General features: G+C 61.8%; 19 protein-coding genes. 3 read left to right on the top strand and 16 right to left on the bottom strand.

Going from position 1 to position 23,596, the window contains the following annotated elements; translation table 11 throughout:
- Positions 1–21 precede the first annotated feature (21 nt).
- The 8 genes from KBA48_RS05545 to KBA48_RS05580 form a co-directional block, all read right to left on the bottom strand.
- Positions 22–474: a MaoC family dehydratase gene (locus tag KBA48_RS05545; RefSeq protein ID WP_292904029.1), complete on the bottom strand. Its 453-nt coding sequence runs from the start codon at positions 472–474 to the stop codon at positions 22–24.
- Complete coding sequence (locus KBA48_RS05550) at positions 471–2,525, bottom strand: 3-hydroxyacyl-CoA dehydrogenase NAD-binding domain-containing protein (protein ID WP_292904031.1); 2,055 nt, start codon at positions 2,523–2,525, stop codon at positions 471–473. Before KBA48_RS05550 ends, KBA48_RS05545 begins: the two co-directional genes overlap by 4 nt.
- A complete protein-coding gene (locus tag KBA48_RS05555; RefSeq protein WP_292904033.1) occupies positions 2,522–3,301 on the bottom strand; it encodes an SDR family NAD(P)-dependent oxidoreductase in 780 nt (259 codons plus the stop codon). Before KBA48_RS05555 ends, KBA48_RS05550 begins: the two co-directional genes overlap by 4 nt.
- 18 nt (positions 3,302–3,319) lie before the next feature.
- Complete coding sequence (locus tag KBA48_RS05560) at positions 3,320–4,342, bottom strand: phosphotransferase family protein (RefSeq protein WP_292904035.1); 1,023 nt, start codon at positions 4,340–4,342, stop codon at positions 3,320–3,322.
- On the bottom strand, positions 4,339–5,595 hold the full coding sequence (locus KBA48_RS05565) for an acyl-CoA dehydrogenase family protein (protein ID WP_292904037.1): 1,257 nt from the start codon (positions 5,593–5,595) through the stop codon (positions 4,339–4,341). Before KBA48_RS05565 ends, KBA48_RS05560 begins: the two co-directional genes overlap by 4 nt.
- Positions 5,596–5,633: 38 nt before the next feature.
- On the bottom strand, positions 5,634–7,346 hold the full coding sequence (locus KBA48_RS05570) for a class I adenylate-forming enzyme family protein (RefSeq protein ID WP_292904039.1): 1,713 nt from the start codon (positions 7,344–7,346) through the stop codon (positions 5,634–5,636).
- Between the two features lie 30 nt (positions 7,347–7,376).
- A complete protein-coding gene (locus KBA48_RS05575) occupies positions 7,377–9,632 on the bottom strand; it encodes a TonB-dependent receptor (RefSeq protein WP_292904041.1) in 2,256 nt (751 codons plus the stop codon).
- A gap of 551 nt (positions 9,633–10,183) precedes the next feature.
- Complete coding sequence (locus KBA48_RS05580; protein WP_292904043.1) at positions 10,184–11,452, bottom strand: TetR/AcrR family transcriptional regulator; 1,269 nt, start codon at positions 11,450–11,452, stop codon at positions 10,184–10,186.
- Between the two features lie 122 nt (positions 11,453–11,574).
- Here KBA48_RS05580 and KBA48_RS05585 point away from each other — a divergent pair, with 122 nt between their 5' ends.
- Positions 11,575–12,729 carry a helix-turn-helix domain-containing protein gene (locus tag KBA48_RS05585; protein ID WP_292904045.1) on the top strand — a complete coding sequence of 385 codons (1,155 nt, stop codon included), beginning with the start codon at positions 11,575–11,577 and terminating at the stop codon, positions 12,727–12,729.
- 81 nt (positions 12,730–12,810) lie between these two features.
- Here the strand turns inward: KBA48_RS05585 and KBA48_RS05590 are convergent, their stop codons facing one another.
- From KBA48_RS05590 to KBA48_RS05625, 8 genes are all read right to left on the bottom strand, one after another.
- A complete protein-coding gene (locus KBA48_RS05590; RefSeq protein ID WP_292904047.1) occupies positions 12,811–13,650 on the bottom strand; it encodes an alpha/beta fold hydrolase in 840 nt (279 codons plus the stop codon).
- A gap of 5 nt (positions 13,651–13,655) precedes the next feature.
- On the bottom strand, positions 13,656–14,267 hold the full coding sequence (locus KBA48_RS05595; protein ID WP_292904049.1) for an HD domain-containing protein: 612 nt from the start codon (positions 14,265–14,267) through the stop codon (positions 13,656–13,658).
- A 39-nt stretch (positions 14,268–14,306) separates the two neighbouring features.
- Positions 14,307–15,101, bottom strand: coding sequence for a class II aldolase/adducin family protein (locus tag KBA48_RS05600; RefSeq protein ID WP_292904051.1), 795 nt, complete (start codon positions 15,099–15,101; stop codon positions 14,307–14,309).
- A gap of 25 nt (positions 15,102–15,126) precedes the next feature.
- Positions 15,127–16,176 carry an alpha/beta hydrolase gene (locus tag KBA48_RS05605; RefSeq protein WP_292904053.1) on the bottom strand — a complete coding sequence of 350 codons (1,050 nt, stop codon included), beginning with the start codon at positions 16,174–16,176 and terminating at the stop codon, positions 15,127–15,129.
- 145 nt (positions 16,177–16,321) lie between these two features.
- Positions 16,322–18,820, bottom strand: coding sequence for an AMP-binding protein (locus KBA48_RS05610; RefSeq protein ID WP_292904055.1), 2,499 nt, complete (start codon positions 18,818–18,820; stop codon positions 16,322–16,324).
- Positions 18,821–19,100: 280 nt separating this feature from the next.
- Positions 19,101–19,925 carry an enoyl-CoA hydratase-related protein gene (locus KBA48_RS05615; RefSeq protein ID WP_292904057.1) on the bottom strand — a complete coding sequence of 275 codons (825 nt, stop codon included), beginning with the start codon at positions 19,923–19,925 and terminating at the stop codon, positions 19,101–19,103.
- Positions 19,925–21,721, bottom strand: a complete 1,797-nt coding sequence (locus tag KBA48_RS05620) for an acyl-CoA dehydrogenase (RefSeq protein ID WP_292904059.1) — start codon at positions 21,719–21,721, stop codon at positions 19,925–19,927. Before KBA48_RS05620 ends, KBA48_RS05615 begins: the two co-directional genes overlap by 1 nt.
- A 189-nt stretch (positions 21,722–21,910) precedes the next feature.
- Positions 21,911–22,285 (bottom strand): helix-turn-helix domain-containing protein, encoded by a 375-nt coding sequence (locus tag KBA48_RS05625; RefSeq protein ID WP_292904061.1) that lies wholly within the window; start codon positions 22,283–22,285, stop codon positions 21,911–21,913.
- Between the two features lie 111 nt (positions 22,286–22,396).
- On the opposite strand from KBA48_RS05625, the gene KBA48_RS05630 reads away from it, so the two are divergent.
- Positions 22,397–23,203, top strand: a complete 807-nt coding sequence (locus KBA48_RS05630; RefSeq protein WP_292904063.1) for an SDR family oxidoreductase — start codon at positions 22,397–22,399, stop codon at positions 23,201–23,203.
- 270 nt (positions 23,204–23,473) lie between these two features.
- A partial coding sequence (locus KBA48_RS05635; protein WP_292904067.1) for a transposase occupies positions 23,474–23,596 on the top strand: 123 nt, incomplete at its 3' end.

Raw genomic sequence — 23,596 nt, forward strand, 5'->3', positions numbered from 1 at the left:
CTCCTCGGCAACGTCGGTGGTTCACAGCAGAAAGTGCGTAATCCACGACGCTATGATTGCGGGTCTCTCCTGCCCTTCGACCTCGACCCGGATGTCCTGGACTTGCTCGAAATGGCCGGGATATTTTTCCGTGATGGCGGTCACGGTGGAGGCGGAGCGGATCCGGCTGCCCACCCGGACGGGCGATACGAACCGCACGCGGTCGAGCCCGTAATTCACACCCATCTGGATATCCGGCAGCCGCGCGGCCGACGCCTTTTCCTCAAGGAACGGAAGCAGCGACAGGATCAGGAAGCCGTGCGCGATCGTCCCGCCAAAACGGGTCTTTGCGGCGCGCTCGGGGTCGGTGTGGATGAACTGCCGGTCCATGGTCGCAGCGGCGAACTGGTCGATCATGGCCTGATCGACCAGCAGCCAGTCCGACCGATGGGTCATCCCGACATCCATCTGCAGCCGGGCAAGCCAGTCACTCATGCGTTCGCCCGCGCGTCCAGCGCTCGTCCCGCCCGCGCCGCGTCCACCAGCAGCGGCGACAGGGAGAATGTCGCGCCCAGCCGGCTCGAATAGCGCTGAAGGCCATCGACGATCTTGTCGAGGCCGATCTGCTCCGCCCAGAACATGGGGCCGCCGGTATGACGCGGCCAGCCATAGCCATGAACCCAGACCATATCGATGTCCGAAGACCGCTGCGCGATCCCTTCCTCCAGGATCTTCGCCCCTTCATTCACCATGACGTAGAGCGTCCGCACCGCAATTTCCTCGTCGGAAATGGCGCGTATTTCCAGACCGGCCTGCCGGCGGAAATCGTCGACGATCGCAGCCGCCGCTGCGGATGGTGTGGCCCGGCGCTTTTCATCATAATCATAGAAGCCGGCGCCCGTCTTTTGTCCCCAGCGGCCAGCCGCGTTCAGGGCATCGCGCACGGATTCAATCCGGGTGACGTCCCGGTGCCAACCGATATCCATGCCGGCCAGATCGATCATCTGCAGCGGCCCCATCGGCATGCCCAGATCGGTCGAGACGCGGTCCACCTGGGCCGGCGTCGCCCCTTCCACCAGCATGTCGATGGCGCCGTCGAGACGGGGGGTGAGCATGCGATTGCCGATGAAACCGTAGCAGACGCCCGAAACGACAGGCACCTTGCCGATCCGCCGCGCAATCGCCATGCCCGTCGCCAGCACGTCGGGCGCCGTCTTCGCGCCGCGCACCACCTCGACCAGCCTCATGATATTGGCGGGCGAGAAGAAATGCAGCCCCAGAACCTCTCCCGGCCGCCCGGTCGCCAGGGCGATCTCGTCGATCGAGAGGTAGGAGGTGTTGGAGGCAAGGATGGCGCCGGGTTTGGCGATGGTGTCGAGCCGGGCGAAGATCTGCTTCTTCACGTCCATATTCTCGTACACCGCCTCTATCACAAGATCGCAGGTGCCAAGTGCTTGGAAGTCGAGTGTGGGGCTGAGCAGGGCCATCGCCTTTTCGACCTGTTCCGCCGTCATCCGGCCGCGTGCGGCGCTCGCCTCGTAATTCTTGCGGATCAGAGCGACGCCCCGATCGAGCGCTTCGGCCGTCATCTCGACGATGGTGACCGGGATGCCGGCGGACAGGAAGTTCATCGAGATGCCGCCACCCATGGTGCCGGCACCGATCATGCCGATGCGACCGATGGTCCGCGGGCGGACATCCTCCGGAAGATCGGCGATCTTGCCGGCGGCCCGCTCCGCGAAGAAGGCGTGACGCAGTGCCCGGGACTGTCCCCCGTTCATCAGCGTGTGAAACAGCGCGCGCTCCCCTTCCTGCCCCTCGGCGAGCGGCAGGCGGGTCGCCGCCTCGATTGCGTCGATACAGGCACGCGGCGCGTCCAGACCTTTGATCTTGCGGGCATTCTGCTCCACGAACCGCGCGAACTCATCGCCGTCCGGCGTTACGGCGCGATCACCCGTGCGGCGCGGCCGGTCGAGCCCGGCGGCAAAGGCAATCGCCTCCTCGGCCAGCGTCACTGCATCGACCAGCTTGTCGATCAAACCGATCTCCGCGGCCTTCCGCCCCGAAATGGGGACGCCCGATACGATCATGTCGAGCGCGGCGGAGATGCCGACGAGGCGGGGAAGCCGCTGCGTGCCACCAGCCCCGGGCAGCAAGCCCAGCGCGACCTCCGGCAAGCCAAGCTTTGCATCGGGCGACGCCAGGCGATAATGCGCGCCCAGCGCAATTTCGAGCCCGCCGCCCAGCGCCGACCCATGGATGACAGCCACAACCGGCTTGTTGCTCGCCTCGATTGCGTCGATCACGTCGGACAGGCCGGGCTCGGCCAGCGGCTTGCCGAATTCGGTAATGTCGGCGCCGGCTGAAAACATGCGTCCATCGCCACGGATGACGATTGCCGTGACCAGATCGTCGCTCTGCGCGTCGCGCACCGCGTCGTGGATGCCACGGCGCACCTGTTCCCCCAGCGCATTGACCGGGGGATTGGCGATCAGGATTTCCAGCACAGGGCCGTGATGGCGGGTCTTGATGATCTCGTGGTTCATCGTGCCGGTCCGATCGACATGCCGCCATCGATGATGATCGACTGGCCGGTCAGGAAGGCGCTGGCCTCGGCCGCGAGGAAGACGGCAGCACCGGCCATCTCGCCGGGCTCACCGATACGGCGCAACGGCGTGCGGCCGATCACGGTCTTCTCGCCATTGGGATCGTCCCACAGCCTTCGGGCAAAATGCGTGCGCGTGATGCCCGGAGAGATCGCGTTGACCCGGACCCCCTTCGGCCCCAGCTCCACAGCAAGGTTACGGGTCATCTGTACCAGCGCCGCCTTGGACAGGTGATAGGTGCCGATCATGTCAGATCCGATATAGGCGCCGAGCGAGGCGACCAGGATGATCGACCCGGCGCCGCGTTCGACCATGCCCGGCGCGACCATCTGGACAAGCCACTGATTGGAAAGGACGTTATTGTTCAATATCTTGTGATATTGTTCGTCGGTGATCTCCAGCGTCGGCCCGTAATAGGGGCTTGTGGCGGCATTGCAGACCAGGATGTCGACGGGGCCAAGCTGCTCCTGCGTCCTGCCGACCAGATTTTCAAGGTTCGGCTTCTCCGAGATGTTCGCCGCGATCGCAATGGCTGTGCCAGCGCCATGGCGCGCATTGATGGCGTCCGCGGCTTCATCGCAATCCGCTTGCGTGCGGCTGGAAACGGCCACCCGGGCCCCGGCGTCGGCCAGCGCTTCGGCAATCGCACGGCCGATGCCGCGCGACGATCCGGTCACGATGGCGACCTTGCCGGTGAGGTCGAAAAGTTTGCTCATGCTCAATTCCTTTTCTTGTCATGCGCTTGCGCCGGCGCGGCGCGCCTGGTCCCAGCCCGCGCGGGCCAGCGGGATCAGCTTTTGGGCGGCACGTTCGGCCTCCCGGCTCGACGCATTGCCGTCGATGATCCGCTTGCGGATGCCCTGGACAATGCCGACCAGCCGGAAGAGGCTGAAGGCGAAATACCAGTGCGGGTTCGACACACGGGGCCGCCCGCTGAGCTGGCAGTAAAGCTCGGTGATCTCGGCAAGGGAGGGTATGCCCGCCCGTTCAAGGTCCACATCACCGATCGCGGCCAGACCGTCGCGGGGTAAAATCCAGTTCAGCGCGAGATAGCTGAAATCCGCCAGCGGATCGCCGGTCGTACTCAGTTCCCAGTCGAGTACCGCCACGACTTGGCCGCCGGCCGGATCGAAGATCAGATTATCGATGCGATAGTCGCCATGGATGATGGACGTCGCCCCCTGTTCCGGGACTGTGCGGGCAAGCCAGTCGATCAGCTTCTCAATCTCGGGCACGTCTTCGGTCTGCGAGGCGCGATATTGCCGCGTCCAGCGGGCGACCTGACGGCCGAAATAATTTCCTGGGCGGCCATAATCGCCCAGCCCGACAGTGTCGGGATCATACCTGTGAAGCCGGGCAAGCGTTTCGATCATGTTTTTATAGATCAGGCCGCGCGCGGCCGGCATCTCATCGGGAAGCGACCCGTCCCAGTAGGACCGCCCCTCGACCCGTTCCATGATGTAGAAGGCCGATCCGATGACGTCCTCTTCCTCGCACAGCGCGATCGGACGCGGCACCGGGAAGCCCAGCGGATGAAGCGCCTTCAACAGGCGATATTCACGCTCGACGGCGTGCGCGGACGCGAGTAGCACGCCGGCCGGCTTGCGACGCAGCACATAGCGCCCGCCCGGCACATCAAGCGCGAAAGTCGGGTTGGACTGGCCGCCGGCGAACTTCTCGAACGTCACGGGGCCTTGCAGGCCACCGCCCACGGTCTCAAGCCAGCGGACCAGCCGATCAGGGGCCGGGCCAATCATGCAACTGCGCCTTTGGCCGGCTTGTGCCGCCCGAACTCGGCACGCGCGATGGCGCGGGAATGGACCTCATCGGGGCCATCGGCAAAGCGCAGGGTGCGGATATTGGCCCAGTCGAACGCCAGGTCGAAATCATCGCTCACCCCCGCACCGCCATGCGCCTGCACGGCGTCGTCAAGGATCTGGAGCGCCATGGACGGCGCCTGAACCTTCAGCATGGCGATCTCGACCTGCGCGCTTTTGTTGCCGGCGCGGTCCATCATGTCGGCCGCCTTGAGGCAGAGCAGGCGGGTCATCTCGATGTCGATGCGCGCGCGTGCGATCCGCTGTTCCCAGATCGAATGGTTCGCGATCGGCTTGCCGAACGCTTGGCGCGACAACAGCCGCTTTGCCATCGCGTCGATCGCATTCTCGGCAACGCCGATCGTCCGCATGCAATGGTGGATGCGCCCCGGACCCAGCCGCCCCTGAGCAACCTCGAACCCGCGCCCTTCGCCCAGCACTATGTTGGTGGCCGGCACACGCACATTGTCGAGTATGACTTCGCCATGACCATGCGGTGCATGATCATAGCCATAGACGTTCAGCATGCGCTTGATGTGGACCCCCGGCGCGTCCACCGGCACCAATATCTGGCTTTGCTGGCGGTAGCGGTCGGCGCCGGGATCGGTCTTCCCCATCAGGATGGCCAACTTGCAACGCGGATCGCCGATACCGGTCGACCACCATTTGCGGCCATTGATCACATAATGATCGCCATCGCGGGTTATCGACGTCTGGATGTTCGTCGCATCGGAACTGGCGACATCGGGCTCGGTCATCAGGAATGCCGAACGGATCTGCCCGTTCATCAGCGGACGCAGCCATTGTTCCTGCTGTTCGCGGGTACCATAGCGATAGAGCACTTCCATATTGCCGGTATCAGGCGCGGAACAGTTGAACACCTCCGAAGCCCAGAAGACGCGCCCCATCTCCTCGGCGCAGAGCGCATATTCGAGATTGGTCAACTGCGTCCCTTCAAAGACGAAGCCGTCATCCACGCGCGGATGTCCCGAATGCGGCGGCATGAACAGGTTCCAAAGCCCGGCTTCACGCGCCAGCGGCTTCAATTCTTCGATGACCTTGATCACCTTCCAGCGGGGTTCGGCGGCGATCTCCGCCGCATAATCGGCAAGGCGCGGCTTGATCTTGTCCTCGACGAAGGTGCGAACCCGGTCGCGAAAGGAGGCCTGCCGATCGGTGAGGGCGAAATCCATGAAACGATCCTTGATATGAGGTCTGTCCAAGAACGGTGTCAGGCCACCGCCACGCCCTGAAGAAGCAGCCGCCGCACTTCATTCTTCATGATTTTGCCGTTCGCATTGCGCGGCAGCGGCCCGTCATGAAAGCGCAGCAATACCGGGATTTTGTAGCCAGCCAGCCGTTCACGCAGCCACAGGATCAGCTCCTGCGGCTCGACGTCATGCCCATCCACGATCTGGACCATGGCCCCCGGTTCTTCGCCCAACCTGTCATGCGGCAGAGCGACCACGGCCGCATCCGTGACCGCGGGGTGGCTGAACAGCGCGTTCTCCACTTCCACGGCATAGATATTCTCGCCGCCGCGGATGATGACGTCCTTGCTGCGGCCGACGATGACGCAAAAGCCCTCCTCGTCCAGGCGGGCAAGATCGCCTGTACGCAGCCAGCCGTCACCAAACGTCGCGGCAGTCGCCTCGGGATCACGCCAGTAGCCCTGCACGACCTGCGGCCCGCGCACCCGCAATTCACCGATCTCTCCGACGGGAACGTCTTGCCCGGCCTCGTCGGTGATCCGAAGGTCGGCAACCGGCAAGGGCGGCCCGCAACTTTCGGGCCGGCGCAGATAATCTTCGGCCGCGTGGCCGGTGACCGTCCCCGACGTTTCGGTCATGCCCCAGCCATTATAGGGAACCGCCTTCAGCTCGCGCTGGATCAGCACAGGCAGATCGGGTGCCGCCGGCGCCCCGCCATAAGGCACATATTCAAGCGATGTCAGGTCATAGTCGCCACGGGCGGGGTGATCGAGTAATTGCCAGGCGATGGTCGGCACCCCGCCAGTCGTGGCGATGCGCTCGCGCTCGATCAACCGCATGGCCTCCACCGGTTCCCATTTGTGCATCATCACCACCTTCCCACCGGAGGCGAAGGCCGACATCAGCAGGGAGGCGCAGCCCGTGACATGGAACAATGGAATGGTGAGCAAGGTGGCCGAAGGCTGGGGCTCGGCGGCGGGCTCCCCCCGGCGAAGGGCCCCGCGCTGTGCGATGAAATCGGCGGCGCGCAGCCCCGCCAGCAGATTGCGATGCGTGCCGAGCGCCCCTTTCGGCCGGCCGGTGGTGCCGCTGGTATAGAAGATGGTCGCAGGATCGTCCGGGGCAATGGCAATGGCCGGAAGCGGCCGGTTGGGCAGATCGCCATAGCCGGACGGGACGCCGATGATCGATTCCAGCGATGGATGATCCGATGCCGAGCGGGCGACGATGACTGTGAGGCGGTCAGTAATGTCCGGCCGTCTGTTCGATATCCGCTCCAGCCGCTCGACGTCGCAAACGAGAAATCGGGCGCCTGACTGATCGAGCGCGTAGCCGAGTTCTTCGCCCGTCCACCAGGCATTGAGCGGCACGGCGATCGCGCCGGCGGCGGCGGCGGCAAACAGGATCACAGGCCATTCGGGAAGATTGCGCATCGCGATCGCCACGCGGTCGCCAGCGCCTACGCCCGATCGCACGAAATGGTCGGCAAGCGCCGCGACGGCGCGATACCATCCGTCATAGGTGACGCGTTCTTCATCGAAGACCAGAAACTCGCGCCCGCCATGGCGGGCGCGAACTTCATTGGCAAGATCGGCCAAATTCGCGGGCAGGCGCGCCCAGACACGCTGTTCCCGCCCGTTGATAACAGCCGTTTCGATTTCGAAACGCGAGCCTGGCCGGCATAACACCGCCTCGGCTTCCTTGATGGACAATGCCGGCCAGGTTCTGGTCATCTTGCAGCTTTCCTCAAACACGGTGTCTGCTTAGAAGCGGTAGCCGAGCGATGCGCCGATCTGGCGGGCCGGCTGATACTGGCTGAGCGCGAGTGACCCGATGAGCGAGGACACGACGATAACGTTCCCCTTCACCTGTTCATTGGTCACATTCTTGGCGAAGAGGCTCGCCGTGAAGCGCCCATCATCATCCTGATAGTTCAAGAACAGGTTGAGTTTACCCACCGCCTTCTGCGACGAGATGGGAATGTTGAACTCGGTGAAGTAAACACGGGACTTCCAGTCATAGCGAACGCTTGGCGTAATTACGCCTGATGACAATGGAATGTCGTAGTAGGCCCCCACACTGCTCGTGTATCGCGGCGACTGTGGCAAGGTGTTGCCCGACAGGTCCAGGGAACAAGGGACGGCGCCGATGCCGGTGCCTGGATCGCAGGTCGTTGGCCGAGAGGAGTCGGCGGTCTTGAATTGATCAAACGTCGCATTGAGATAAGCGGCGGACCATTCAAGACGCAGTGCCTCGCTCAGACGAAGAGATGTCTCCAGCTCTGCGCCATAAACGGTCGCCTTTGCAGCGTTGGTCACGGAGGAAGAGACGCCGACAATCTGATTGACCTGCAGATCGTCATATTTCATGTGGAACGCGGCCAGGTTCGCCTGCAGGGCACGATCGAAGAAATTGCCTTTCAAGCCGGCTTCAAAGCTGCCGTTCGTCTCCGGCCTGAACGACGGCGCCAAGGTGCCCGCCGAGTAGCCACCGCCTTTAAAACCCGTCGCGTACTTCAGATAGCCATCCAGGTTCTGACTGAATGGATAGGAAGCACCAACTTCGTAGGTGAGCTTATTCCAGCTTGATTTCGACGACTGATCGACCCCTCCATTGATGAAGTTGTTATACTGAGTGATCGACTTCTTATCCTGCGTCTGCCGGAGACCGGCGAACACCTTGGCTCCCGACGTAAAGGCATATTGAATGCGTCCGAAAGCGGCATAGGATGTTGTGATCAGGGGATGAGCGCCGCCAAGCACTGCTATGTCTTTCAGAACGACGCCACCGCCCAGCGGCGCTTCATGGATCGGGACCTCAATGGCCTGCTCAAGATGTTCGCGGAAGAAATTGGCCCCCAGCAGATAGGTGAAGGACCTGGAGTTATCCGAGGTATAGATCAGTTCATCATAGGTCTGATGGGCTTTGTTGGTGAAAGACGAGTATGTATCCGGGGCCGCCGTGCCGTCACCGTCCGATACGTTCTTGAGCACTGAGTCCGAATAGGACAACAGCGCCTTCATTTCGCCTCCCCCCAGGGTCCAATTCAACGTCAAATCAGTGTTGAAGGAGTGGACTGCGCGGGAATTGATGTTCGCATATACTTCCCTCTTATCGACATCGCCGCGCGACTGGCCGACCAGGATCGAGGGAAGAGGTATGCTGGGATCGGGCGTCCCATCCAGAAAGCTTGCTGGCCCATTTGAGCTGTCATTCGCATACTCAGCCAGAAAACGCGCATTGAACGTGTCGGACGGTTCCCATCTGAGCTGGCCACGCACCGACTGATTGTCGGCATCGTCCAGGCGATTGGGACCATTGGGCAACAGATTGCGCGTGTAGCCGCGATTATAGCTCTGCTGCGCGGCGACCCGACCGCTCAGGGTGCCGGACGCATTAAGCGCACCATTGATAAAACCCGACGTCTGGAAAAGCGCGGGATCGACACCGGCCGTGATATTGACGCCGGCCTGGGTGTCGGTTGTCGGTTCGTTCGGCACCACATTGATCACGCCACCGGTCGCATTGCGCCCGAACAAGGTGCCTTGGGGGCCGCGCAGGATTTCCACGCGTGCAAGATCGAGAAAGGTGGCCAGCGTCAGGGATGGCTGACCGATATAGACGCCGTCGGAGTGAATGGCGACACCTGAGTCCTGACCGGCGTTGATCTGCTGGTTGCCGATGCCGCGGATCGTGATGTTCGAGGAATTGTATGAATTGCCGATCTGGATATTGGGGCTGGGCCCGACCAGATCGCCGAGGCTTTTGGTCTCGGCGGCTTCAAGCTTCTGGCCGGTATAGGCCGATACTGCGGTCGGCGTCTTCCGGATCGTGTCGCTGCGCCGCGAGGCGGTCACGATAATTTCCCCCAGAATTTGATCGTCGGCCGATCGCGTGGCGCCCGGCGCTTCCGCCGCAGGCTTGCCGCCTGCCGTCGGTGGCGTTGATTCTACGGCCTGGGCTGCCGCCGCCTGCGACACGACCAATCCGCAAATTGCCATAATATGTGAACGCTGCATCCTGTCCTCCCCTTTGGTATTTTTTCCCCTTGTACAGCTTCACCGAATTGCCTGGAATGATGGTTTGCCGCAGAGTGCAGGTCGCAGTTTGACACACCGTTACCGATCCACTGGTGGCCAGACCGCGACAGGTCCAGATAAAGGGCCATAAAGCCAGGAATTCCGGGCGCTATCCCGCCGAACTCATAGGAAATTCGCGGCGCCTCCCGGCGGGAGGCCAGGTTTGATGCTAGAATAATTTATCTCATTGTACAGCTTTGATGGTCGCCACAATGATGTCCGTTCCGGGCGACCCAATCATGGCCGGGCTTCGAAAGGTCCGGGACAACGCCATAGTGTCTGAAATTTCCAGCCGTGATCCTGGCGTGATCACGGGGAAATCCGGCGCGCATCTGGGCCAGAGCCTGCGCTGGGGATCTGACATTTTATCCCATTGTTCAGCTTCACCGGATTGCCGTGATAATGACCTGCCGCAGAGTGCGGATCCCAATTTTACGCACCCTTACGGACAACAGGTCCATGGGCCAGACCGGGACAGGTCCGGGCGGGGCTTAAAGCCAGAAATTCCCGGTCGTGATCTTGGCCAGATCATAGGCAAATTCGGCCCGCACATTGGCCAGGTCGCGCGCCTGGGAACCCGTAGCGACGATCCGTATCAGTTTGCCGGTGTACAGCGCCTGCGGCAGAAGAGGGTCTATAGACCGCAGCGTCGGCGCCAGGGGTTCCATAAGGCGGCGCCAGGCAAGGTGCTGGTTCTCGATATCTTTCCAGATCATCGGGCGGAGTTCCGGCTGCCGGCTCGCCTCAAGCCAGACCGTGTAGACCGCCAGACTCTCACGCGCAAACTCGGTCGCTTCGCGCAGGAAAATGACGGCCGTCCGATCAATCAGTTGATCCAGGGTTTTCACGTCGCGCTCGGGTGAAACAACCGCCCGATAACGCGCCTTCGCATCCTCGAAGAGCCGGCGCTGGGCTGCCGCGAGGAGGCTTGGCGTGCTTGAAAAATGGTAGGAGGCGGCAGAGGGCGACAGGCCCGCCTTGCGCGCCATCGTCTTCAATCCAATTGCGCTTTGCCCCTTCGAAACAAGTTCATCGAGGGTGGCGGCCAAAATCGCTTCGCGCGTTCGTATCGCCTTCTCGCCGCTTCGGATTGTATCGACCGCAAGCGGCATCTCGATATCGCGCCGCCAGCAATCGCGCGGCTCCAGGCCTCTGTCCAGCACATCCAGCACGGCCTTTTCATCCAGGCCCAGCACAAGGATCATGAGCAGCAACCCGACCGCCAGATCCCCGCAGGAGCGCGCGAGAAGGTCCGCGTCTGCATTGCTGCCCCCGGAAGCCCAATCGTGCCAGGCCGTCGCGGCCGCCCCGAACCATTCCCGCGCAAGGGCCAGCGCTTCGGGGTGCCGGGGTGCGTCGAGCACCATCTCCACCCAGCAGGCGGCGCGAACACGCGACCTGCCTGCCGAATGACGCAGCAGGTCGAGAACCCACCGGCGCGGGCCACCCGCAGGCCGCACCGGGACCGCCGTCGATTCGAGCCTTTTGAGAAGCAACGTGTCCTGGTCGAACATCGACTGTGAGACCGCGGCCAATATGTCGAACTTGCTGCAAAAATGATAGGTCGTCGACGCGAGCGACACGTGCGCGGCACGGGCGACCTCCCGGTGGGTCAGGCCCGCTATGCCTTTCTCCGCCAGCACGCGGACTGCCCCTTCCACAATCCTGTTTCGGGTGTCCCTCGATCGGGCCTGCGTGGGCAGCCGTTGGGAAGAAAGCACCTTATTGCCGGGCAGCACGGCGGGGAAGGCAGGCGGCACCGTGATTAATCCTTCAGGCGTTGAGATAAACGGGCATTAGGCCTTTCCATATTTTTATCCTATGGTACCAATTATACAAGACAGGATCACCAAGATCCGATGGTACTGAGCAGGAGAGCTTTATGATCGCGAGCGATTGTAAATCCGGGCAGGCTGCCGACAGCAATACGGGTCTGGTCCCCGGTTCTTGTCCGCCTGCCCTGCGAGGGCCTACCCGGCAGGAAGCCGCATGCGCGTTTGAAGCCCCCTTCGGATCGGCCAGGAGCTTCGGTGCGGGCCGGCTCTCGATCGACTATGTGCAGACCTTTTTCGGCGTCGAGCGGATGGAGGCGCTGATGTCGGATGCAGGCCTCTGCCGGCCCGATGGCGGCCTTCCGGACAGCATATCCCGCGTCGATTTCTGGAATCTCTGCGTCGACGGCATCTTCAAATATAATGACGAGGGGCATGGCTGTACGCCCCAGCCGCTGCCGAAAGGCAGCTTCACCATGATCTTCACGGCGATCAATCATATGGATACGGTCGGAGAAGGGCTGAAGCGTTTCTCCGAATTCATCCAGGTCATCCCATCAGGCATGACGGTGACCGTCGGCCATGGCAGCGATGGGGTCCATCTGAGCTATGCCATGCGGGACGCGTCGCCCCGGGGGGAGACCTATGTCGAGCTGATCGCGCTGGTGTTTCACTGCGTTCTGCTATGGGGGACCGCAAGATCAATCGATCCGGTGCATATTCGCTTGTCGGCGGCGCTCCAGGATCATCATGGCTCGCTTCTGGCGGATCTGGCGAAAGGAATTTGGCGGCACGGGTCTGGGGTCTCGATCGTCTACCCGCGGGAGATTCTCGACTTCAAACTCGGCGTGCGGCGCTACAAGAGTTTCTCCTTCCATGAAACCACGACATTCATGGAACTGGCGGATCGGCCGTTACTGGATGAAAATTCCGCCTCCGACACGCTCATCATCAACACGGTCAGGCAATTGATGCAGGACGGTGTGCCCAGCCAGTCCGCAGCAGCGGAACGGCTCAACATGAGTTTGGCGACCCTGCAGCGTCGCCTGAGCCGCGCCGGCACAAGCTTTCGCGAATTATCCAAGGAAGTCCGGGTGCGAAAGCTCTGCTCGCTGTTGGCGACAGACGCAAATCTCGACGACATTGCCGTCGATCTGGGCTTTTCCGACCGCCGATCGCTTTGGCGTGCCTGCTTCAATTGGCTCGGGATGTCACCGACGACATATCGCGCCCAGCGGCGGACGGTCGCCGGCCCGTCGCATTGAAATCAGTGAACGCCCCTCAAGGGGAGCATCGAATATCTATCCGGGCGCAGCTTCCCCCTGCGTCCGGGGCCTGTCCCCGCCTCACGAATTTGCTGCGATATGAGCAAGAAGAAGCGCGGTAACTTCGTCCGGGAACTCATCGACCAGGAAATGACCCGCGTCTGCCAGCGTGACGAAACGATATGCCCCGGTCACGTAATCCCGCGTCAATTCGGCGGCATATCGTCCGACCGTCGAATCCTTGTCCCCCCACACATAGAGTGTCGGGACGGTGATGACGGGCGTGTCGTCCGCGGCGAAACCCGTCGCGCGATACCAGTTCATCGCGCCTTCGATGCCACCGGGCTCCGCCAAGGTGGCGACATGTATGTCTGCAAAGGCGGCCGGCACATTCTGCGCGATCAAAGCCGCGCGAATGGGCCGTAATTCGGCCCGTCGCATCTCGATGACGGCACTGTCTTCACGATAGGCCCGATGATGCCGCGACCGCCTGGACTGATCTGGATCCTCCTCCATCGCCCGGACAAAGGCAGCCGGATGCGGGCGCGACAGCACGGTGAGCGACCTCACCTTGTCAGAATGGCGCGCGGTGACCAGCCAGGCGATCTGCCCACCCCAGTCGTGACCGACCAGATGGAATTGAGCGATGCCGAGGACGTGCATCAGCATGACCGCATCCTCGACGATCCTTTCGACCCTGTAGGCGTCAAGCGCCGCCGGGCGCGCGCCGGTGGAATAGCCGCGCTGGTCAGGCGCGATCGCGCGATAACCGGCCGCCGCCAGTGCCTCCATCTGGGGACGCCACATATGGCGGGTCTCGGGAAAGCCGTGAAGCAGCAGGACCGGCTGGCCGCCGGCGGGTCCGGCAAGATCAACGGTGAACCGAAGCGTCCCCAGCGCGATCGTTCTTGTTTCGATCATCGCGCTCAGGACTCCGCAGGCATGGAGTTTCCGCCCTTATAAATGGAGTTCTTCACCGTCGCGAAAAGCCTGTTGACCATGGGTTCAAAGGCTTCGAGCGGCATGGTGTCGTAATTCGGGTCGAACGCCGCCTGATCGTATAGATGGCAGAACTTGGCCGTATAGTCGAAGTGTGGATGTCCGCGATATTTTTCCCGCGCGTCCCGGTCCAGACCGATGTGATGGAAGAAATAATATCCCTGGAACAGTGCATGCTGTTCGATCATCCAGAGGTTCTTCTCACCGATGTAGGGCTTGAGGATGGCCGCGGCGACATCCGCATGGTTGGCGGAGGCCAGCGTGTCGCCGATATCGTGCAGCAGTGCACAGACCACGTATTCCTCATCCATGCCTGCGCGATAGGCACGCGTCGCGGTCTGAACACTGTGCTCCAACCGATCGACCGGATATCCACCGAAATCACCATCGAGCAAACGCAGATGCGTCATGATCCGATTTGGCAGACCCTTTTGAAAGGACGTGAAGTTCTTGCCGATAAGGACCCAGTCATCGAAACTGGATTCCGCCATTTGCGTGAAGTTGGCCCGGCTTTCGCCGTCGTCTAGTTCAACGGACATCAGTGAACCCTTCCAATATGCGGTGATCGGCACCGAAGCCTAGGCGTCGTAGCCGGGCAGTTCCCGATCAAGACGGCGCAGGCAAGCCGGCCAGATCAAATCCGTGACCGTCAGTCCGCCTTCCAGACGGAGCGGTCCGCGATCCTTCATCTGTCGGGCCACTTCCTGCTGTGCGGTCTGCGGGGCGATCAGCAGTTTGTCGCGGCCGGCCGACATCGCCATCACCTGTATCTTGCAGGCCCGCTCCAGGATGAACATGGATCGCCAGACATCCGCCGCGCTCAGCCCCACGGCAAGCGTTCCGTGATTGCGCAGGATCATCACCCAATTGTCGCCAAGGTCGGCCGCGAGGCGTTCCTTTTCTTCGATATTGAGGGCAATGCCTTCATAGTCGTGATAGCTGAGCTCGGGGAGGATGGCCAAGGAGGCCTGGTTGAGCGGCAACAGCCCTTCCTGCTGCGAAGAAACCGCCACGCCCTGATCGGTATGAAGGTGCATGACGAACTGCACATCCTCGCGTGCGGCATGGATGGCGGAGTGAATATTGAAGCCGGCCGCGTTCACGATATGGGGCGTTTCCTGAAGGACATTGCCGTCCATGTCGATCTTCACCATCGACGAGGCTGTCATCTCCTCAAAAAACATCCCATAAGGATTGATCAGGAAATGATGCTCAGGCCCCGGAATGCGGGCCGAGATGTGGGTGTAGACCATATCGTCCCACCCCTGCAGCGCCACCAGTCGGTAAAGCGCCGCCAGATCGACCCGCGTCTTCCATTCATCGGCGCTGACCGCGCCTTTCAGCGGGCGAACGTCCACAGATCCGTCTGCCATGTGACCCTCCAATATCCATGCGGGCCTATCGCCCGGTGCGTGCGAGATAGGCGATATCGTTCGCAGTGTTGGCGCTGATGTCGGGGGCGCACCGGGGGAAAATTTCAACGGCGTGGGTCGTGCCGATCAGACTGCGGCATCGCGCCGGCACGCCGGCGGCCAGCAGCTTGCGGTAGAAGGCGATGCCTTCATCGCGCAGAGGATCGCACTCGTTGACGCTGATGACGGTCTGGGGCAGGCCTTTCAGGTCCTGCTCTGACGCAAAGATCGGCCAAGCCAGCGGGTTTTTCTGGTCGAGCGCCTCGATACCATAGCCCAGGACCATGCGATTATGGCCGATGCTGATGAATATGCCCTCATTCTCGATCGACGAGGGATGATCGGGATGCGGCCACTGTCCGGCGATGAAGGGGCAGAGCGAATAAATGCCCCTGATGAGCCCGATCCTGCCGTCGCGGTTGAGTTTCAGCCCGGTCGCCAGCGCCAGATTGCCGCCGCCGCTCTCGCCCGCCAGTATGATCCGGTTGGGGTCGATCTTCAGATCGGCGGCATGTTCGCTGACCCACAGCAGACCCGACACGCAATCATTCAGACCCGCCGGGAAAGGCGCGACCTGCGGTGCTGACGAAGGGACGAGGCAGTTGCGGAAATCGACCATCGCGACGGCGACGCCCTGTGATGCGATGATCCGGCCCCAGGCCTGATAATTGTCGTCATAGGCCGACAGGACCGACATGCCGCCGCCATGCATGTAATAGACACAGGGCAAAATCTCGTCGCCCTCGGGCCGGATATAGTGGATGTTGATTTCATTATTGTCGGGGCTGGAAATGAAGGTCAGCGTCCGGGCGGTCAGCCCTTCGTAAGGCGCCACCTCTTCGGACACCGTGCCACGGCAGAACTCGCTGTCCTTGGCCAGCGCGGCCAGTACTTCCGGTGTGTTCATAAGGGCGAGGACATCTTCCCGGCACGACATGTTATCACCAGCAGGCTGATAATAATCGCCGAACACGGCCTTGATCCTCGGATCAATTCTTGGGTCGTTTAGAAGCTTCGTCATGCCTTTCCTCTCCATAATGGGGTTTTTCTTATGCGTATGACGGGTTCCCGTCTTGGCGCGCCGGCAGTCGATCCGGTTTGGCGCACAGGATGGGTTCGCCGGTCCGACCACGCAATGACCGGTCGGTGCAATCGGTTGGTCATGCTTTACGGCACCGGTTTCAGATCGACCGTCCCGTGGCCGCCCAGTAGGGCGCGCGCAGCTTGCGTGTGAAAATCTTCCCGGAATCCTCTCGGGGCAGATCGTCGACGATCTTCACCACCTTGGGTATCTTGAACCGGCTGAGCTTGCCGGCCAGGGCGTCGCGGATCTGCGCCGGGTCGGGGCCATTCTGGTCGACCTGGACATGGGCACAGACCGCCTCGCCATATTCCTCATCCGGAATGCCGAAGACCGCCCCGTCACGGACCCCCTCAATGGCGAGCAGTGCCGCCTCGATCTCGGCGGGATAGATGTTGACCCCGCCGGAGATGATCATGTTGTTGCGCCTGTCGCACAGGAACAAATAACCGTCTTCGTCCAGATATCCGATGTCGCCTGCGGTCGCGAAGCCGTCGGAACGACGATCACGAACCATGCCGATGTAATCAAAGCCCTCGCCCGCCAGCGTCTTCACGAACACGGCCCCGATGCTGCCCGGTGGCAGGACATGTCCTTCTTCGTCCAATATCCTGACGGACACGCCCGGCAGCGCTCTTCCCACCGACCCCGGACGTGTGCGCGCCTCATCGGCCGAGATGGCGGTCGCCAAGCCGATCTCCGTCGCGCCATAATATTCGTGGATGACCGGCCCCCACCAGTCGATCATCGACTGCTTCACGCCGGGCGGACAGGGTGCCGCGCCATGGATCACCCGGCGCAGGGAAGAGAGGTCATAACGCCGCCGCACCGCTTCGGGCAGGCGCAGCAGGCGAACGAACATCGTCGGAACGATGTGCATATGCGTCACGGCATGGTGCTCGATAAGATGGAGCAGTTCTTCGGGATCGAACCGGGGCTGCAGGATGACGTCGGCGCCGCTCTCCAACGCCAGCATGGCATAGCCGTTCGGCGCGCTATGGTACATCGGCCCATTCATCAGAACGGTTCGGGACATCGGTTCGGCCAGGTCGTAGACGATGCTGCCGGTCGCCATCATCGCGCGCTGCGGCTCGCCGGCGCGGCGGCGAACGCCCTTGGGCCGGCCGGTGGTGCCCGAAGTGTAGATGACCGCGCCCCGGGCCGAGGTGGCCGGGTCGGCAATCGCCGCAAAGCGGTTGGACCACCCGTACCAATTCTCCCGCGGGCGATCATCGGCCAATCCCGCCTTCAGGCCATAGGCGCTGCGGATCTCCGCCGGCGTCTCAACCACCAGCAGTTTCAGCTTGTCGGCCAGATGGGCAGGAACGCCTGGCAGAAGGTCGGCGTGGACGATGAGGATTCTTGCGCCGCAATCCTCAAGCAGATGCGCGGCTTCCTCAGGGGTTGCGTGCCAGTTGATCGGCACCGGATAGGCACCGGCCATCACCGTCGCCAGCATCGCTTCGAAGAAGACGAAATCATTACGAAGCAACAGGGCGACGCAATCGCCTTCCCGGATGCCCTCGAACAGAAACCCCTGCGCTGCCTGCGAAGCGCGCCGCCGAATTTCTGCGTGCGTACGGACCCGCGTTCCTGATGAGACCATCGGCGCGTCTGGTGCTTGCTGGGGGACGAATTTGCCGTTCAACGCCGCCCTTGCAGCGGCATATTCACGGGACAGCCGCTCGATATGGCCGGCGGCGGGCTGCACCATGTCGATCGCGCCCAAACCCTGGCCGCATCCCCAGATATCGCGCCAAGCCTTTATGTCGTTGGCTTCCCCAAAAACATAGTTCGCAGCATTGGCATCGCCTTGGGGCAGGGAGTCCGGGTCCAGCCCCGCCGCCGCGATGGACGGCTTCAGATAATTGCCATGAACGCCGGTAAACACATTCGAATAGACGATGTCGCTCGCCCGGCCATCAACGACCATCTGCTTGTAGGCGGCGACCGCATTGGCTTCCTGCGACGCGATGAACAGCGAACCGATATAGGCGAGGTCGGCCCCCATCGCCTGGGCCGCAAGAATGGCCCCGCCTGTGGCGATCGATCCCGAAAGGGCGATCGGCCCGTCGAACCATTGCCGCAATTCCTGCACCAAGGCAAAGGGGGAAAGCCGTCCGGCATGGCCCCCGGCGCCGGCCGCAACCGCAATCAGCCCGTCTGCACCCTTCTCGATCGCCTTGCGGCCGAAGCGGTCATCGATCACATCGTGCAGAGCGATGCCGCCCCAGCCATGCACGGCTTCGTTGACCTCCACCCGCGCGCCCAGCGAACTGATGATGATCGGCACCTTGTACTTGGCGCACAGCTCCAGATCCTGGTCGAGCCTGCCGTTGGATTTGTGGACGATCTGATTGACGGCGAAGGGAGCGGACGGCGTGTCGGGGTGATCGCGATCCCATTGCGCGAGACCCTCGGTGATCTGCGCCAGCCATTCGTCGAGCTGCGAGAGGGGGCGAGCGTTCAGCGACGGAAAAGAGCCGACGACCCCACCGGTGCATTGCGCGATCACAAGGGCCGGATTGGACAGGATGAACATTGGCGAGGCGATGACCGGCAATCGCAGCCGATTCCGCAGGAGAGGAGGCAGGCTCATGCATAACACTCCGTTTTCCGCGCCCATGCCGCGAACGGTGCCTGTCCGCCCGGCGGTCCTGAGCGCATCCAAGATGATTTGGGCGAATTCCGCTGGTCGTTCCCGCAGAGCCCGATGGCCGCACCTTCAGCAAAAGGCAGGTTCGGGAAATCCATGCGAAAGTGAGGATGGCGGGCAGGCCTGAGCCCGCTTCAAGAATGTGCATGTCGAAATCGCTGGCATTCGCCACGACCCGCGCGCTTACGCGTCCGGCAGGGGCGGGCCCGGCAGCGGGCTCCCCCTAATTCCCCCCGAATTGCGGCGCACGCCTCTCGGCAAACGCCGCCACACCCTCTCGATGATCGGCCGTGGTCGTGCAGTGGAGATGGCGAACGGTTTCGGCATCCATATAAGCGCCGAGATCGCCCGCTTCAGCGTCAGCGAAATTCTCCTTCATGTAGCGCAGCGCCGTGGGGGGCGAGGTGGCGAGCCTGCTTGCGATATCCGCCGCCCGGTCCGCAATGACCTCATCCTCGCAGACCCAGTTCACCAGCCCGATTTCATGGGCGCGACCGGCCGTCAGCTTTTCGGGCAGGAACATGAATTCCCGTGCCCGACCGGCGCCGGCCAGCCGGGACAGGAAGAAACCAACCCCGAAATCACCCGAAAGACCGACACGCGCGAAGGCCGTGAGCAGGATTGCGGAACGGGCCATGATCCGGAGATCGCAGGCGAGCGCCAGCCCCAGCCCGGCGCCCGCCGCCGGCCCGTTGATGCTGGCCAGCGTCGGTTTGGCCATCGCCGCCAGACGGCCCGAGGTGGCGCGCTGGATCGTCTGTTGATACCGGACCCGCTCCGGCATGGCGGACGGAGACGGGGGCGCGCTGTTCATCGCCTTGACGTCACCGCCCGCGCAGAAGGCTGACCCGCTGCCCTGAAGCACGACGCATCGCACATCCGGGCTTTCTTCGGCAAAGGCGAGTTCCCGCGCCAGTGCCTCCAGCATGGCATCGCTCATCGCGTTGCGGGATTCCGGCCGATTGAGCGTGATGGTCAATATGCCCCGGCCCAGGGTCGAAAGCAGTTCGGGGCTGCCGGTGTTCCGGTGTTCCGCGCCGGCAATCATCACCCGGCCTCGATCTGATCGGCGCTGACCGCCAGGCAAGTATCGTCCAACCCCTCGACCAGAGACAGGTGGATGCGGGCGTGGGGCAATATATAGCGGAAATGATAATCGCAGGCCGCTCGCTTGCCCTGAAGAAAGGGATCGGGTTGTGTCGTGTCTGGCGCCTGGCAACGCCGCGCGACCAGGGCCTGCCACAACCACAGCCACGCGATCACGATCGTACCCATCGCGTCGAGATAGAGCGTGGCATTGGCGAGGCCTCGCTCCTGATCACCCTCCCCCATCACCGCCGCCGTCGCGGCCTCAAGCCATGACAGCGCCTCCTCCAATGCCGCCGCATGGGTGGCCAGGTCGGGCATTTGCGATGCATCACCGATCGTCGCCCGTATCCGGGCCAGGAGAAGGTCGAGCCCGTGCCCATCATCCATGCGTACCTTGCGGCCCAGCAGATCGATGGCCTGGATGCCGTAAGTTCCCTCATAGATGTGGTTGAGCCGATTATCACGATAATAGCGCTCGACGGGATGATCGCAGGTATATCCCGCCCCGCCCATGATCTGCATCGCCAGTTCGTTCGCTTTCAGGCAATGCTCGGACGGCCAGGACTTGACGATGGGCGTCAGCACCTCCAGCAGGAGCCTCACCTCCTTCAGTTCCTCGCCGCTGGCTGCACCCTGTTCATCGACCAGAAGCGCGCAGAAGACGCAGAGGGCGAGCGCGCCCTCCACCGCCGCTTTTTGCGCCAGGAGCATGCGGCGGATATCCGCATGCTCAATCAGCGGCACTTGCGGCGTCGTGGGATCCTTGTGACCAATCCGGCGTCCTTGAACCCGCTCCTGCGCATAGCGCCGCGAATAGCGATAACCCGTCAACCCCGACATGGTCGCGACATGTCCCACGCCGATCCGCGCTTCGTTCATCATGTGGAACATGGCCCGCAGACCCTGATGGGGCTCGCCGATCAGATAGCCCAAAGTAGGGCCAGCTTCACCGAAATTGAGCTGACAGTTGGTGGTTCCGCGCTGCCCCATCTTGTGGGCAAGGCCAATAAGCGTGACGTTATTATCCTCGCCCGGCCTGCCCTCGGCATCCAGCCGCTTCTGGGGAACAAGGAAAAGCGAGATGCCCTTTACGCCCGCCGGCGCGCCCGGCAATCGCGCCAGAACCAGATGGACGATGTTCTCGGTCATGCCGTGACCACCGCCGGAAATCCAGATCTTCGTACCCCGCAGGCGAAAGGTACCCTCGCCCGCCGGTTCCGCCCGCGTCGTGATGTCGGCCAGCGACGACCCGGCCTGGGGCTCGGACAGGCACATGGTGCCCATCCACTGGCCGGCGATCATCGGCAGGGCGAAACGCGTCCTCTGCTCTTCCGTGCCAAAGGCCAGCAACAGGCGCGCCGCCGCAGCGGTGAGAAGCGAATAGTTCGCGATGGAGATATTGGCGGCGATGAACATGCCGTTCACCAGCATCGCGATCAGATAGGGAAGGCCCGATCCGCCGAGTTCGACGGGAAAACTCTGTGCCGGCAGACCTGCGTCCCTGTAGGCAGCCAGCGCGGCACGCACCGACGGCGGCATCACGGCTTCACCGTTCGCGAATATCGGCGGAGAGGCATCCAGCGACGCCGATGACGGCAGATATTCCGCTTCGGCAAGTTTTTGCGCCGTATCGAGCAACTGCGTGATCAGTTGGCGATCATATCCGGCATAGGTTTGGCCAGGACGATCGGCCTCGACATCGAACATGTCAAACAGCAGAAAGTCGAGATTTCGACGATCGACGATATGGCTCACGATCCCCCCTCCACAAATCCTGGGCATATTCCGCCGCGCGCAGCCTTGGCGCCCGACCGTCACCTCCCTTCCGAATTGCCCGCTGTCTTTTGTTGAAGTCGCCAGGGACGTGACCGCCCGATAGCATTTGGCGCATTCCGGCGGCCCAGACTAGGACGCTCTCTCGCAGATCGACCGTCGCAAACGCCCTCAATCGGCGTTTGCAGCGGCATCGAAATCCGCCTGGGCCTTTGCAATATCGGCCTGATGCGTGACCGCCCAATCATACAGGGCCACGAATGGCGGTTGCAGAGTGCGGCCCAAGGGGGTGATCGAATATGTCACCGAAATCGGCGCGCTGGTGTTCACATGCCGATCCACCAGCCCATTTCGCTCCAACCGCCGCAACGTTTCGGTCAGCGCCTTCTGGGTGACACCGTCCATACGACGCTTCAGCGCGTTGAACCGCTTGGGTTCCTCGCACAGAAACGCCAGCACCAGGATCGACCATTTATGGGCGATCTGTTCGAGTACGGGCCGAACGCCAGGAAGCGTCTCGAGAACCTGCTCCTCTGTATAGGACATTGAGTTTCCTCGCGTAAACCTAGGTTACAGTAAGTGCCTAATTGACACTTAGTATCCAATATCTACCTAAATCGGAAACAACCCTACCGTTTTTGTTTTAAGGAGATCGTGGTGAATAAACCAGATTCGAACACGCTTGGCACGGCAATCGTAACGGGCGCGTCTTCCGGCATCGGTAAAGTCTACGCAGATCGTCTCGCAGCACGTGGCTATGACATCGTGCTGGTGGCAAGACGTGCAGATCGATTGACGACAATCGCGAACGACCTGCAAAATCGCTTTCATATCCGTGCCGACGTTCTTGTTGCTGATTTATCTCAACCAGAAGGCGTATCCGCCGTGGTCGATCGCCTCACATCCGATACCACAGTTTCGTTGTTGATAAACAACGCAGGCTTCTCCTTGCTGAAGCCGCTTACCGAAACGCCGGACGATGTCTTGAAAAACATGATCGCCGTGAACGTAACGGCCCTCACGGCCCTGTCAAAGGCGGCATTGGTTCGTTTCAAGAACAAAGGTTCGGGCACGCTCGTCAATGTGGGCTCGGGCGCAGGCTTCTCCCCTTATCCGGGGATACCGGTTTACGGCGCCACAAAAGCCTATGTCTATCTGTTCACGCAGGCCCTGCAATCCGAAGCAGAGGGAACAGGCGTGCGTGTGCAATTAGTGCTGCCTGGGGCCGTTGTTTCGGAAGGCTGGGATGTGGCGGGGGGCGCTGATCTTGAACCGTTGCCGCCGAGTATCGTCATGTCTACAGAAGATTGCGTGGACGCAGCTCTGGCTGGCTTGGATCAGCACGAACTTGTCACAGCACCATCGCTTGAGGATGAGGCGTTGTTACAGAATTACCAATCTGTGGCGAGTCACGTTCTGCAAATGATGTTCAACCAGAAGGCCGCCAGCAGATATAGTATCTGAGAATAAGGCCTGTCGCTAAAGTGAGTGGTATCAATCGGTTAAACTTAACGGCCGCCGACATCACCCCCCAACTCTGAAAATTGCGGCATCAGAGAATCAGGGCGGCTTCCATCCGCGAACTCCCACTCTCATACTGAGAGTCATTTCTGTGGCAGGGTGGCATTATCACCGGTCATCATTCATGGCCGGTGGTACGGCGGCGACAGAGCTGGTCCCCCGTGAGCGGACAGTTTGCTAAGCTTGGTTCGGCCTTATTGAAGGACGAGCGACATGGCGGGACAGAGGAAGCGATATTCAGCGGATTTCAAGGCGAAGGTGGCACTTGAGGCGATCCGGGGCGAGTTGACGATGGCGCAGCTTGTGTCGAAGCACGGTGTTCACCAGACGATGATC

Origin of the sequence: Niveispirillum sp. (assembly GCF_017996735.1) — a bacterium.
Classification (GTDB): Bacteria; Pseudomonadota; Alphaproteobacteria; order Azospirillales; family Azospirillaceae; genus Niveispirillum.